The organism is [Borrelia] tanukii, from assembly GCF_030439725.2.
Taxonomy (GTDB): Bacteria; Spirochaetota; Spirochaetia; order Borreliales; family Borreliaceae; genus Borreliella; species Borreliella tanukii.
Window position 1 is genome coordinate 899,036 of the sequence record NZ_CP124034.1, and the last position, 14,069, is coordinate 913,104.

A 14,069-nucleotide genomic window follows, 5' to 3' on the forward strand; every position below is an offset into this window, starting at 1 on the left:
ATTTCAATATATGGCAATTTTTATAAAGGAGAAATCGATGAACGGATATTTAAATCCAATAAATATATTTTCGGAAATAGGTCGTTTGAAAAAAGTTTTGCTCCATAGGCCAGGAGAAGAATTAGAAAATTTGACACCTTTTGTTATGAAAAATTTTTTATTTGATGATATTCCTTATCTTGAAGTTGCAAGACAAGAGCATGAAGTTTTTGTAAGTACTTTAAAAAATAATTCAGTTGAAATTGAGTATGTTGAGGATCTTGTTAGCGAGGTTCTTGCTTCTTCTTTAGAGCTCAAAAATAAATTTATATCCCAATTTATTTTTGAGGCAGAAATAAAAACAGATAGTGCAATTGATTTTTTAAAAGATTATTTTTCCAATTTAACTATTGAAAACATGGTTTCTAAAATGATTTCGGGTATTGCAAGAGAGGAGCTTAAAAATTATGCATATTCTCTTGATGATTTGGTTAATGGCGCAAGTCTTTTTATTATTGATCCTATGCCTAACGTTTTATTTACCAGGGATCCTTTTGCTAGTATTGGCAATGGAATTACAATAAATAAAATGTCTACTAAGGTTAGGCACAGAGAGACAATATTTGCAGAGTATATTTTTAAACACCATCCCATTTACAAAGAAAATGTTCCAATTTGGTTTAATAGATGGGAAGAGACCTCTTTGGAAGGTGGAGATGAGCTTGTTTTAAACAAAGATCTTTTGGTTATTGGAATTTCCGAAAGAACAGAAGCGAAATCTGTAGAAAAACTAGCTACTAGCCTTTTTGAAAATAAGACTTCATTTAATACAATTTTGGCTTTTAAAATTCCGAAAAATAGGGCTTATATGCATTTAGATACAGTTTTTACTCAAATTGATCATAGTGTTTTTACAAGTTTTACGAGTGATGATATGTATTTTTCAATTTATGTTTTAACTTATAATTCAAGTTCCGGTAAAATTAGTATTAAAAAAGAAAAAGCTAAACTTATAGATGCTTTGAGTTTTTATCTTGGTAGAAAGATTGACATAATAAAATGTGCAGGTGGAAACTTAATACATGGTGCAAGAGAACAATGGAATGATGGTGCTAATATTTTGGCTATAGCTCCAGGAGAAGTAATTGCTTATTCTAGAAATCACGTAACCAATAAGTTGCTTGAAGAAAATGGTATTAAAGTTCATAGAATTCCGTCTAGTGAGCTTTCAAGAGGTCGTGGTGGTCCAAGATGCATGTCTATGCCTTTAGTAAGAGAAGATATTTAATATTCGGGTTAAATGAATTAAATTAAATGACTTAAATGGGTTTAAAAACCGATTGTAAAGGTTAGGGGTTGTTATGTATAATTTACGAAATAGAAGCTTTTTAAATCTTTTAGATTTTACAAGCAAAGATATTAAATATTTACTTGATTTATCGATTGATTTAAAAAAATCAAAATATGCAGGGATTGAAATGCAGAAACTTAAAGGTAAAAATATAGTTATAATTTTTGAGAAAGATTCAACAAGAACACGGTGTGCTTTTGAGGTTGCAGCGTATGATCAAGGGGCAAATATTACGTATTTAGGATCTAAAGGTAGTCAAATAGGTGTAAAAGAGTCTATGATAGATACTGCTAGAGTGTTAGGACGCATGTATGATGCCATTGGATTTAGAGGATTTTCTCAAGAGACTGTTGAATGCTTAGCAAATTACTCTAATGTTCCTGTTTACAATGGATTGACAGATGTTTCTCACCCAACCCAAATACTAGCTGATTTAATGACAATAAAAGAGCATAAAGGAAGTTTAAAAGGGATTAAAATAGTGTTTTGTGGCGATGGTAGGGGGAATATTGCTAATTCTTTGTTGAAAGGCTGTGCTATTATGGGACTCGATTTAAGAATTTTTGCCCCCAAAGAGCTTTTTCCAGACTCCGATTTGACGCTTAAGGCTAGGTCTTTGGCCCTAAAGAGTGGGGGTAAAATTACAATTACAGATTCTAAGGAAGAGGCTGTTAAATGTGCTGATGTTGTGTATACGGATGTATGGGTATCTATGGGCGAGAGTAATTGGGAAGATAGAATAAATCTTTTAAAGCCTTATCAGGTCAATAAAGAGACTATGGGTATGGCAAAAGATGATGCAATATTTATGCATTGCTTACCCGCTTTTCATGACTTAAATACTTCGGTTGGTAAGGATATTTTCGATAAATATGGACTTGATGGGATTGAAGTTACAGAAGAAATTTTTGAAAGTAAAAATTCAGTTGTTTTTGATGTTGCAGAAAATAGAGTGCATACCATTAAAGCTATTATGGTATCGACTTTGGGATAATAGTATTTTTATAGTATTTTTTATTTACATAAAATTAATTATTTAGGAGGAACGTTATGATCAAAATGCCGAGTAGTTTTACAATAATATTCTCTTTAATTGTATTTGTTACCATCTTAACATATGTGATTCCTGCTGGTAAATTTGATAAAGAATTTAAGCAAATGGGTGATGGATCTAAAAGGGAGATAATCGTTGCTGGGACTTATCAATTTGTGGATCGAGGTCCTAGGGGATTTTTACATCCTATTATGACTATTTTAACTGCAATGTCAAAAGGAATGGAACATGCAGCTGAAGTTATTGTTTTTGTTTTAATTGTTGGAGGTGCTTATGGGATTATTATGAAAACAGGAGCAATAGATGCAGGAATTTATCGTTTAATCAAGAAGTTGGGGCATAAAGATAAATTGCTTATTCCTTTGTTAATGTTTATTTTTTCAGTTGGTGGAACTGTAACCGGAATGAGTGAAGAGACTCTTCCTTTTTATTTTGTTATGATTCCCCTGATAGTGGCTTTAGGTTATGATAGTCTTGTTGGAGCGGCTATTATTGCTTTGGGAGCTGGTGTGGGTACTATGGCTTCTACTGTAAATCCATTTGCTACAGGAATTGCATCTGCAATAGCCTCCATTAGTTTGCAGGATGGATTTTATTTTAGAATTGTTCTTTATTTTGTATCAGTATTAGTTGCTATAATTTACGTTTGTGTTTATGCATCTAGAATTAAAAAGGATCCCTCAAAATCGCTTGTGTATTCTCAAAAAGATGAACATTATCAATATTTTGTTAAAAAAAATGAGCTATCTACTAAAGATAATGCTCAAAATGATAATGCTCAGAATGCTCTTGAGTTTACTTTTGCCCATAAACTAGTTTTACTTTTATTTGGGTCTATGATATTGTTCTTGATATTTAGTATTGTTAAGCTTGGTTGGTGGATGCAAGAAATGACAATGTTATATCTTGGAGTTGCTATTATAGCGGCTTTTATTTGCAAATTGAGTGAATCTGAGATGTGGGATGCGTTTGTTAAAGGTTCTGAAAGCCTGATAACAGCGGCTCTTGTTATTGGGCTTGCTAGAGGTGTTATGATAGTATGTGATGATGGTTTGATTACAGCTACTATCTTAAACGCTGCTACTAACTTTTTATATAATCTTCCAAGACCTTTTTTTATCATTTTAAATGAAATTATTCAAATATTTATAGGATTTGTTGTTCCATCTTCATCGGGTCATGCTAGTCTGACTATGCCAATAATGGCTCCACTTGCTGATTTTTTGTCAATGCCAAGGTCTTCGGTTGTTATTGCTATGCAAACAGCATCTGGACTTATTAATTTAATAACACCTACAAGCGGAGTTATAATGGCTGCATTAGGAATATCTAAATTGAGTTATGGCACTTGGTTTAAGTTTGTTTTACCATTATTTATTATTGAGTTCTTTATTTCTATTTTAGTTATTATAGCTAATATTTATTTAAGTGTTTACTAGGAATTCTTTTTTAGAGCTATGAAGCTATTAGATAATGGTTTTTAAAGCTTTTATTATAAGCATTGTTACACCTTTTTATATCTATACTAAAAATCTTTTCAATGCTTATAAAAAGTTTTTGTAATTAAATTATAAATAGAGCTCTATTTATAATTCTTTTTGAGCTCTATTTAATCCTTCAGGTGGTGAATCTTTTATCGATAATATAGTTCTTTTGTATAAGCCTTTAATATACGTTTTTTAAATTTTTAATAAATTTAAAAGTCTTAAAACATTAAAGGTTTTTATTGATAATAGATAATATTACATCTTGCAGCTTTTCTGCTTCCTCAGTTTTTTCTTCCATTTGATTGTAAAGTGTATCTACATGAGATTTAAGCTTTGTGACATCTTTTTTTATATTATTTTTATCATTTTGATAATCTAATAAAATTTGTTTTGACGTTTCTGAGACAAAGTTTATTGTAGATAATATTTTTTCAAATGATTCTTTAATCTTTTCTAAATCCGAAGTATCTAGTTTATTTAGATTATCTTTTTTGGGGTATAATTTATCAGTCACTATGTCAAGAACACCCCCAAGGTCACTAAAGATAGAGAGTATCGGATGTATTTTGTTTATGAGTATTATAATTTTTGAAAATTCTTTTAATTCATTATCATCAATAAGGCTTAAAAGAGTATAAGTATGTCTTCTATATCTTTTAGATCTATCGGTATTGTCGGATATTGATTCTGTGTCTTTCCCCCAATTTAAATCATTAAAGGCCAATATTCCGTATTGGTCCGAAGGTTCTTCTTCCATTTTTTTTATATACTTTTCTTTTTTTGCGCTAGCTGTTTCTATTAAATTAATTAAATTATTAAGTAATGTTTTTTTATTTAAGTCTTCTTGTTCTACTTCTTTTTCTTTTTGATTGGGAATTATTTTTGCGTTAGGTTTTATTTTTTTTTCATTAGTTGGGTATTTAATATTTTTTTGACCGGTGTTAAGATCCGGGGTGCAAGCATTTAAAAATAGAAAAAGAAATATATTTACAATTACATAGTATTTCATAAATATTCTCCTTGAATATGGATTAATATTTAGTATAATAAAATATTTAATTTGATTCAATATTTAATATTTTATTAATATAATTAAATATAAGATTAAATATAATCCAATCCAATCCAATCCAATAATATTTTTATTGTCATAAGTTTTATGGCAATAAAAAATATTATCATGAATAGATTTTTAACGATTCTTTTTATTTTTTGACTTACATAGGCATTGATAATATGGCTGTTTTCAGATTATTAGCCTCTTTACTTTTCTCATTAAACTGATTTAATATCACATCGAAATAGGTTTTTAATTTAGAATCATCTGTTTTTATAAAACTTTTATTTTTTTGATAATCTAATAAAAGTTGTTTTATAACTGTTGAAAAAATTTTCCTTATATTTTTTTTATTGCTGTTTCAGTATCATGATCAGCACTACAGCTGCTTAAAAGTAAAAAAAACACACATACGCAAAATTATGTTGTTTTTCATAAAAATATTCTCCGCAATTAGCATAGATTAATTGTATTATTATATTAGAGAACATACAATATAATAATGTATTTTTGTGGTCAAAAAATTCAAATTTTTTTAATATTTAATAGTTTAAAATTTATTTATTCTCGTAAAAATATCTTATTGTAACCAAATTTATATTATAATCATTTACAACCTTTTTGTATTAAAATCTAGGTTACAATCGTTTAGTTGAAAAAATATAAAGGTAAACATTAGTGGTAAGCAGTAATTATAATGCAATGATAAATGTGGGAATCTTTAAGAAAATTTTTCTAACAATTTATGCAGCAAATTTATCATTTTAATTTCCTTTTTAAATTAGCTTAACAAAAGACATAGATTTAATTTAAAGCAAATCTATGTCTTTATCTTTTTAGGATATATTTAATAATATTTATTGTTCTTTTTCTTTAATATTTTCTAGTTCCTTTGCTTTATTTAAAACAACTTTTACAGTTTCTCCAGAATCTATTAGCTTCAATATGTCAAGCACTCCCTGGGCATGCTCTTTAGCTTTTTTTATTTTTTCAGGGTCCTTAATATCTACTATATTTGTCTTATATCCTCCTACTATACTTGATATTTTACTTAAGATGGTGCCAAGTATTTTTCTAACTTGAAGATAAGAACCATTATCATTATTTTTATTTTTATATAGAAGAACATAGCGGTTTGATTCTTCATCACTAGTTATGCTTGAAAAGTTATTATCAAGTATTTTTTTTGACAAATCTGTATATTGAGTCATTTTTATGCGAGCTATTAATCTTATTATTTCTTCTATATCTTCTACTTTCAAAGTAAATTCACTTTCTTTATTGTCAATTCCAGATAATTTTGTGTTTAATTCTTCAGCATAAGAAGTAGATTTTTTCAAAGTTTGTGAAAGCTTATAAGCATTTTCTTTAAAAATTTTATATTTCTTAAGTCTTTCTTGCATTTCTTGTGCTTGTTCATTGGTATATTCTTGATATGCATAGCTCTGATTATTTGAATAATTCTTATTTGTATTATCATTATTAGAATCAAAAGATCTAGTATCATTTAATAAATCATTATCATTATCAATATTGCTGTAAGGCATATTATAATACCCATATTCATAAGAATCTTTGTCTAAAAATTTAATTTGAGAATTCTTAAGCTCTACTAATTCTTTGTCTATTCTAATAGCAATAGAACTTGCTGTTTCAGAATCTATACCCCAATTAATTAACAATTGTTTAGCACTTTTGACATTTTCTTCCTTTAAAATAGAATCGAACACTTGATTTTTTTTAGATTTATCAAGTGCATTGAATATAGATTTTTCAGTTCCACTTAAATATTTACAATCTAAATTGCCCCAATAATTTTTCCCCAAACTAATAACGCTGTCTATTTCGTTTTCAACATTTTCTCTTCGCAAATCACAACTTAATAAGAAAATGGATAACATTATAGACATTGATGAAATAAAAACTTTTTTACTCATAAATCTCCTCTCCTTAACTTTAACAATCTAAAATAATTAAAGCTTACTTATAATAAAAATTATTATAGTAATATAAGCAAATATACTACAAAAAGTAATTAAACTTTAAATTTTACTCTTAGCCAAACAAGCGAGAAAATACCAACTATACGTAATTATTTTAATTTATCTAACTTAAGTTTTTGCAATTCCAAAAAATCTGATCCAACCATATGTATTATAAATAGTATAATATTGCAATATTATTTAAACTAATAAGGATATGAAAATATGAAAATATTAATTTATAAATTAACAAAAAACATATGGAGCTTTTTATGAAAATCAAAAATATAGCAAACATATTGATATTTTTTTTATTTATTGTTTTAAATAGTTGGGGAAATAATGAGACAAAAACAAATGAACCAAATGAGAATTTTCAAGACAATATTTTAATAATATCAGCTACAAAAGCAGAAATAGAAGAAATAAATAAGATTATTCAAAATAAAAAATCTATTTCAATAGAGGAACATAGAAGAAAAAAAAAGATTACCATTGGAAAAGTGCTTGATCATAATATAATTACCATAGCTACGGGAGTTGGAAAAATAAACACAGCTTTTTGGACAAGCTATATTATATCAAAATATAAAATTAGTCATATAATTAGTGCAGGAGTTGCTAGTGGCATTTATAGCAATAAAAATAAATTCATAAAAGTAGGAGACGTTATAATATCTACAGAAACAACAAGTTACGATTTTAATTTACATAGATTTGGTTATGAAATTGGACATGTTCCAGAACACCCTAAAAAATTTAAAGCAAATACCGCTCTTATAAGGAAAGCTTCTAAGATAAAAATAAACAATGCAACATCTTATATGGGCTTAATAATTACTGGAGACCAATTTATTGACCATCAAAATTTTCAAGAAATCCCAGAAGAATTTGAAAATGCAATTGCAATAGACATGGAGGGTGCTTCAATGGCTCAAGTAGCATACAATTTTAAAATTCCTTTTATAATCATTCGGGGAATATCTGATATAGTTAATAATGAAAATAACCATGATGATTATAAAAAATTTTTAAAAAAAGCTTCTTCTAGCTCAGCAAAAATAATAGAAAAATTAATTAGATTAATGTAAATATATAAAAAGCACACTAATTATACAATTTTTGTTTTTTTAATATGTTTGCGTTAAGGATATACTAAAATATTTTAGGCCATCTCATTTGATATTTAGTAGGGCAAAGATAGTTTCCAGAAGTTAAGCTTTAATCATTCTTTAGAATGACCATTCTTTTGGAGAGCCTAAAAAAAGTTATTATGAAGTAAAGTAAGAAGCTATTTGTAAGCAAAAGATTACAAATAGCTTCTTACACTTATTTGAAGGCAAGAATCATAGTTATGAAAAACAACTTGGAGCAAAATATGTAGAGGAAGAAAAGGATAGCATTATATTTTTGATAAATAGTTTGGTAGAATTTAATAATAAAGCAAAGTATCGATAATTTTTATTTTTTCTAAATCTGATTGCAATTTAATATAAACATACTTTGCACTATATTTTATAATAATAGATAAATTTTTAAGTATATGAAATACATTATGAATAAAAAAAATTTAGGAGAGGATAAATAATGGGTTTGTTTAAAATTGAAGCTAATTATATTGATATTTTTAATAAAAAAATTTATCCAGCTAGTATAACCATTGAAAATGGTTACATTGTTAGTATAGAAAAAATTGATGCAACGCTGGATGAGTATATGCTGCCAGGATTTATCGATGCGCATATACACATAGAGAGCTCTTTTCTTATTCCATCAAACTTTGCTCATTTGGTAGTCCAACATGGCACTGTAGCAACAATAAGCGACCCCCATGAAATAGCGAATGTCAATGGTATTGATGGTATTAATTTTATGATAAATAATTCTAAAAAAACTGAGTTTAAAATTTTTTTTGGAGCTCCTTCTTGTGTGCCGGCTTTGTCATCGGAATTTGAAACCTCAGGATATGTATTAGATGACCAAGATGTAGATAAATTAATGGAATTAAATGATATTTACTATTTGTCTGAAGTAATGGATTTTAAAGGTGTAATTAACAAAGATGTTCGGATTATAAATAAAATAAATTCTGCGCTAACTCGCAATAAGGTTGTTGATGGGCATGCTCCTGGCTTGTCTCCCGATTTAATTTCAAAGTATGTGTCTTCAGGTATTAGTACTGATCATGAATGCTCAACAATAGAAGATGCAAGATATAAGTTATCTTTGGGCATGAAAATAATAATTAGGGAGGGAAGTGCAGCTAAAAATTTTGAATCTTTGCATCCCTTGATTAGTGAATGTTCTGGTAAATATTGTGATTCTTTAATGTTTTGTTTTGATGATGCACATCCGAATGATATACTAAATGGACATATTAATTCAATAGTAGCTCGTGCAATAAAGTATGGATACAACTTTTTTGATGTTTTAAAAATAGCATGCATTAATCCGGTTTTACACTATAAAATCCCAGTGGGGTTATTAAGGGTAGGAGATTCTGCTGATTTTATAATTACTAAAGATATTAAGACATTTAAAATAGATAAAACCTACATTAATGGCAAATTGGTGTTTAGTGATGGCATATCACATATCCCATTAATAAGTGAGATTCCTATAAACAATTTTAATTGTAGTCAAAGATCTATTTTGGATTTTAAATTTTCCACTAAAAGTAAGATTATTCCAATAATCAATTGTATCAATAATCAAATTATTACTCATAAAACTATGATTGATAGCAATTTATTGGCACCAGATTTTCAATCTAATATTGATGAAGACATCTTAAAAATAGCTATAATAAATCGATATGAAAAAAATAGTAAAATTTCTATAGGATTTATAAAAAATTTTGGAATAAAAAAAGGTGCCATAGGGAGTACAGTTGCTCATGATTCTCACAATATTATAGTTGTTGGTACTAATGATGAATACTTATGTAAAGCAACAAATACAATTATTGAAAATAAGGGAGGCTTATGTGCTCTAAACGATGAAAAAACTATAATAATGAAACTTCCTATTTCTGGATTAATGAGCACTCTTCCGGCCAAAGAAATAGCTTCACAATATATAAAATTAAATGATTTTTGTAAAAATGTTTTGGGTTCTCAGCTTTATGATCCTTTAATGACTTTATCTTTTATGTCTTTAACAGTGGTTCCGCATTTAAAGATAAATGATAAAGGATTGTTTGATGTTGATGCTTTTTGTTTTTTAGATTATTAATTTCAAATTATTATAAAAAGGTGTTAAAGGATTAAAAATTTAATTGAGAGAATTATAGAAAAAGCTCAAAAGCTTTCTGTTTGTTGTTAAATTAATTAAGAGTTAGGTCCGGATGGTTTTATGGATTTTTTTAAAAATAGATATTTCCTATATTGACATTTTTTACATAATTAAATTATAGAAAGTAATTATGTAATTGAGAAGGTGGTAATAGCGTTATTTTTTGGCAGTTCCAAATATCTTTTACTTGTTTTAGCCATAAGCTGTTTCTATGATTTTATTTAGAAGCAATAGTTTATTTGAATATTAATCTAAATAGTAAGAAACAGTTGTAACGATCCTTAATATTTTTTTTGGATAACGCTCTTGAGCACCCAAGCTTCTATCAATTGGAAGAAATTCAAAGTATCCTTGATTTGCATTTTTAATTTTTCCTAATTTTGAACTTGAATGTTTTGCAAATTCTAAAGCTGCCAATTTTGCATTTCTAATTGAATCTGACAACATTTCAGGTTTTATATCATTAATATTGTCAAAGTAATATTGTGGTCCGCCACTATTACTAATCAATATACCTTGATTATAAAGCTCGGCAATATTTTTTTCTGCTGCTTCCATTTTCTCAATATTCTTTGTATGAACATTAAAAGATATATATGCTCTATACTTATAAAGAGATTCTTTATAAGTATCTTCATTGAACTCCATAAATCCCATTTTTATATCATCTTCGCTAAATCCATGTTTTAAAAAAAAGCTTTTAATCCTAGACAAGCTTAAATTATTTGTTTTATTGATCTCATCAATAGTATTACCAGTTAGGCTATATCTAAACTCCCAACTAGAAGATGTTGATAAAATTTCTCTTTCGCTAAGACCCTTAACTGTAATATAATTTTCATTTTTAATGCCAATGCTTTTTATACCATGAGAAATTATAATTGAGGATATAAACAAAAGTAACGAAAATAATAAAAAATATATTTCTTTTATCCCAAACATAAATTATGTCTCCTTAAAGCAAAAGTAAATAACATGTTAGAATTGATACATTTAAATTTATTTTAACATATTACTTAATATTAATAAATCCAAAGACATTTTAGTAAATCAAAATTTTTATAGTTTAAAATTTTGAATTATTTCTAAATCTGGAAAATTAAATTTAATTGTTCTTTTCAAATATTTGTAAATTGTTAAATTTTATCTATATTAACTATTGTAAAATTATTTTGCTTTTTATTTTAAATTATCAAAATATCAATATAATATTACATGTAATGATAATTAATTTGATATAATTCATTATGACTAATGATCTATTTGATTTGAGCTTATGGATAGGAATATCAATTTTTATATACATAAGCCTAGGAATACTTTATAGATTTTTTGGAAAATTGGGTCTTTTTTGCTTTAATACAATATTTTCAGTAATATCAAATATTGTTATACTAATTAAGTTAAAGGCATTTGAAATTTATTTAAATACATCAGGAATTATTTTTTTATCAACACTATTTTCTTTAAATTTAATAACAGAAAAATATAACAAAAAAGAAGCAATAAATTCGTCAATATTGTGTTTTTTACTAAAAATGGCCTTTACTATTATGATCCAATTTACATTAAGATTCAATCATAGCAAATCAGACCAATTGGGAATTCACTTAAAAATATTGTTTTATAATTTTGAATACATAGCAACAGTATTAATTGGAACATATTTGTTTTTTTTATTTCAATATATTAACGTATTGTTATACTATTATTTTAAAATTAAAATAAAATCTTTATGGATAATTCATCCTCTATCAAGGCTAATTTCTGGATTATTGGCTGGTTTAACAAGCTATATATCTATAAACGGATTATTAAAATTTTATCCCGAAGTAAGGGTAAAAGGACTTACAAATGGATCTCTAACTCTTACATTAATAATAATTACAATTGATACAATTTTTTATCTATTTTTAAATTCTTGGGAAAGAGTAGATGAAGTTTAATAATTAATAAGATTTTAATAGCTATATGAATTTCCAATGCTGTGGGTTGCCTTAACTTATTAATTTGTTTTTCCCACAATGAGTTTGAATTTTATTATTCCCCTTATATAAACTATCTTTTTATTTTATATTGTCTTATTCTTTAAAATAAACAAAATTATAAAACCTTTCATCTTAAGTTATTAATAAATCTTGAGAGTTGTATCAAATATTTGGTTTTAACTTTGCATGATAGGGATATAAATGCGGCTTTAGATCCTAAGGATATTATAGGGAAATAAAACTAAGACAGGGATTGCCTGAAGTAAGGCTTGTGGATCATCCTCTAGCAGATGACCATTTTTGTAAAACCTAAAAAGCTATCATGGGATGAAGCAAGAATCTATTTCTATAATCTTTGATTTAGAAATAGTAGGGCACTTAAACCAATCTCTTCTTTTGAAGGATATTCTTCAGTCTTTGCGTAATTGCTTCTTGTCCATTTTTTAGTTTGCCTATCGGATGGAGAAGAATTTTTTTCCTAAAATATCATTTCAATCGCTTTGCTGCGCTAAGCATATATAAAAATTTAATAAGCTCTTGATTTTAATTGAGTATCTTAATATCATTAAGATAAAATGGGAATGTTTAGAGCTCTCTTAATTCAGCAGCAAGATACATATCCTCGGGAGTTTTTGTCTATTATATTGTGAATTGACATTTCTAAATCAAAGATTATAAAAATGTTGACTAAGTATTGTACAAGTTATTGTTCTGTATTTAATACAATATTTAATTTAATTAAATATTTAATATTATTTAAACATATATAATATTAAATATACTAAAGATTAAGCCATATTCAAGGAGAGTATTTATGAAATACTATGTAATTGTAAGTATATTTGTTGTTTTACTTTTAAATGCTTGCGCCCCGGATCTTAACACCGGTCAAAAAAATATTAAGTATCCATCTAATAAAAATAAATTAAAACCCAGTACAAAAGTAGTTCCTAATCAAAAAGAAAAAGAAGAACAAGCACAAAAAGAAAAGGACTTAATTAAAAAAACATTACTTAATAATTTAATTAATTTAATAGAAACAGCTAGCGCAAAGAAAGAAAAGTATATAAAAAAAATGGAAAAAGAACCCCCAGATCAATACAATATGTTAATTTTTAAGCAAATAAATTGGGGGAAAAACACAGAATACATGGATTCAAATACCGATAGATCTATAAGGTACAGAAGACATTCTTACACCTTTTTAGATCTTATTGATGATAATGAATTAAAGGAATTTTCAGATATTATAATGCTTACACAAAACCCAATTTTATTTTTCTATGTCTTTAGCGATCTTGGTGGTGTTCTTGACAAAGTGGCTGATTACTTCTGCCCCAAAAAAAATACTTTAAATAAACTAGATATTTCAAATTTAGAGAAGATTAAAGAATCATTTGAAAAAATATTATCTACAATAAAATCTGTTTCAGAAACATCAAAACAACTTTTATTAGATTATCAAAATGATAAAAATTTTATAAAAACAGATGTTAATAAGCTTAAATCTCATGTAAATACACTTCATAATCAAATACTAGAAAAAACTATGGAGATGGAAAAGCTAGCAGAGATCATAACATCAATTAAAGATTATTAAATAATTACAAAGAACGCCCCACCTATAATTTCTGTGAAATTATAGGTGGGGATAAAAATAATCTTAATAATATTTTTATAATCTTTGACTTAGAAATAGTAGTTCACGTTAAGTTGAACTCCTATTTAAGGACATGAGTATATTATCTGTTGTTTAGTTGGTGTTAACTATGAAGAAAATTATTTATGGTAGTGTGGTTGCTATTGTTTTTACTATTTTCGTGCGATTTAAAAAAAAGATGGGGGCATAAAAAAAATTAGAAAAGTTATTATCAAAA

At 26.8% G+C, this 14,069-nt stretch carries 11 protein-coding genes; 7 read left to right on the forward strand and 4 right to left on the reverse strand.

The window, feature by feature from the left end; all coding sequences use genetic code 11:
* The first annotated feature begins 37 nt into the window (after positions 1-37).
* The 3 genes from arcA to QIA27_RS04785 all read left to right on the forward strand — a co-directional run bounded on the left by arcA (position 38) and on the right by QIA27_RS04785 (position 3,823).
* On the forward strand, positions 38-1,267 hold the full coding sequence (gene arcA / locus QIA27_RS04775; protein ID WP_301386581.1) for an arginine deiminase: 1,230 nt from the start codon (positions 38-40) through the stop codon (positions 1,265-1,267).
* Between the two features lie 73 nt (positions 1,268-1,340).
* The gene (gene argF, locus QIA27_RS04780) at positions 1,341-2,324 is read left to right on the forward strand and encodes an ornithine carbamoyltransferase (RefSeq protein WP_301386582.1); all 984 of its coding nucleotides are present in this window, start codon (positions 1,341-1,343) and stop codon (positions 2,322-2,324) included.
* Between the two features lie 56 nt (positions 2,325-2,380).
* Positions 2,381-3,823, forward strand: coding sequence for a YfcC family protein (locus QIA27_RS04785; protein WP_301403700.1), 1,443 nt, complete (start codon positions 2,381-2,383; stop codon positions 3,821-3,823).
* A 274-nt stretch (positions 3,824-4,097) separates the two neighbouring features.
* On the opposite strand, the gene QIA27_RS04790 is transcribed toward QIA27_RS04785, so the two are convergent.
* The 3 genes from QIA27_RS04790 to QIA27_RS04800 form a co-directional block, all read right to left on the reverse strand.
* Positions 4,098-4,880, reverse strand: coding sequence for a virulence associated lipoprotein (locus QIA27_RS04790; RefSeq protein WP_301403701.1), 783 nt, complete (start codon positions 4,878-4,880; stop codon positions 4,098-4,100).
* A 208-nt stretch (positions 4,881-5,088) separates the two neighbouring features.
* The gene (locus QIA27_RS04795) at positions 5,089-5,271 is read right to left on the reverse strand and encodes a CRASP family complement regulator-acquiring lipoprotein (RefSeq protein ID WP_363325312.1); all 183 of its coding nucleotides are present in this window, start codon (positions 5,269-5,271) and stop codon (positions 5,089-5,091) included.
* A gap of 514 nt (positions 5,272-5,785) precedes the next feature.
* A complete protein-coding gene (locus QIA27_RS04800; RefSeq protein WP_301403702.1) occupies positions 5,786-6,865 on the reverse strand; it encodes a hypothetical protein in 1,080 nt (359 codons plus the stop codon).
* Between the two features lie 317 nt (positions 6,866-7,182).
* On the opposite strand from QIA27_RS04800, the gene QIA27_RS04805 reads away from it, so the two are divergent.
* Together QIA27_RS04805 and ade are read left to right on the forward strand one after the other, a co-directional pair.
* Positions 7,183-8,001, forward strand: coding sequence for a 5'-methylthioadenosine/adenosylhomocysteine nucleosidase (locus tag QIA27_RS04805; protein ID WP_301403703.1), 819 nt, complete (start codon positions 7,183-7,185; stop codon positions 7,999-8,001).
* A gap of 496 nt (positions 8,002-8,497) precedes the next feature.
* On the forward strand, positions 8,498-10,144 hold the full coding sequence (ade, locus tag QIA27_RS04810; protein WP_301403704.1) for an adenine deaminase: 1,647 nt from the start codon (positions 8,498-8,500) through the stop codon (positions 10,142-10,144).
* Positions 10,145-10,450: 306 nt separating this feature from the next.
* On the opposite strand, the gene QIA27_RS04815 is transcribed toward ade, so the two are convergent.
* On the reverse strand, positions 10,451-11,146 hold the full coding sequence (locus QIA27_RS04815; RefSeq protein WP_301386589.1) for an SIMPL domain-containing protein: 696 nt from the start codon (positions 11,144-11,146) through the stop codon (positions 10,451-10,453).
* Between the two features lie 305 nt (positions 11,147-11,451).
* Between QIA27_RS04815 and QIA27_RS04820 the strand changes: the two genes are divergently transcribed.
* Positions 11,452-12,150, forward strand: a complete 699-nt coding sequence (locus tag QIA27_RS04820) for a VUT family protein (RefSeq protein ID WP_301403705.1) — start codon at positions 11,452-11,454, stop codon at positions 12,148-12,150.
* Between the two features lie 856 nt (positions 12,151-13,006).
* Positions 13,007-13,792 carry a virulence associated lipoprotein gene (locus QIA27_RS04825; protein WP_301403706.1) on the forward strand — a complete coding sequence of 262 codons (786 nt, stop codon included), beginning with the start codon at positions 13,007-13,009 and terminating at the stop codon, positions 13,790-13,792.
* The last annotated feature ends 277 nt before the right edge of the window (positions 13,793-14,069 follow it).

Coding starts and splice junctions, on each gene's coding strand:
- ade (WP_301403704.1), top strand. CDS start 8,498: ATGGGTTTGTTTAAAATTGAAGCTAATTATATTGATATTTTTAATAAA.
- QIA27_RS04815 (WP_301386589.1), bottom strand. CDS start 11,146: ATGTTTGGGATAAAAGAAATATATTTTTTATTATTTTCGTTACTTTTG.
- QIA27_RS04800 (WP_301403702.1), bottom strand. CDS start 6,865: ATGAGTAAAAAAGTTTTTATTTCATCAATGTCTATAATGTTATCCATT.
- QIA27_RS04785 (WP_301403700.1), top strand. CDS start 2,381: ATGATCAAAATGCCGAGTAGTTTTACAATAATATTCTCTTTAATTGTA.
- argF (WP_301386582.1), top strand. CDS start 1,341: ATGTATAATTTACGAAATAGAAGCTTTTTAAATCTTTTAGATTTTACA.
- QIA27_RS04805 (WP_301403703.1), top strand. CDS start 7,183: ATGAAAATCAAAAATATAGCAAACATATTGATATTTTTTTTATTTATT.
- QIA27_RS04825 (WP_301403706.1), top strand. CDS start 13,007: ATGAAATACTATGTAATTGTAAGTATATTTGTTGTTTTACTTTTAAAT.
- QIA27_RS04820 (WP_301403705.1), top strand. CDS start 11,452: ATGACTAATGATCTATTTGATTTGAGCTTATGGATAGGAATATCAATT.
- arcA (WP_301386581.1), top strand. CDS start 38: ATGAACGGATATTTAAATCCAATAAATATATTTTCGGAAATAGGTCGT.
- QIA27_RS04790 (WP_301403701.1), bottom strand. CDS start 4,880: ATGAAATACTATGTAATTGTAAATATATTTCTTTTTCTATTTTTAAAT.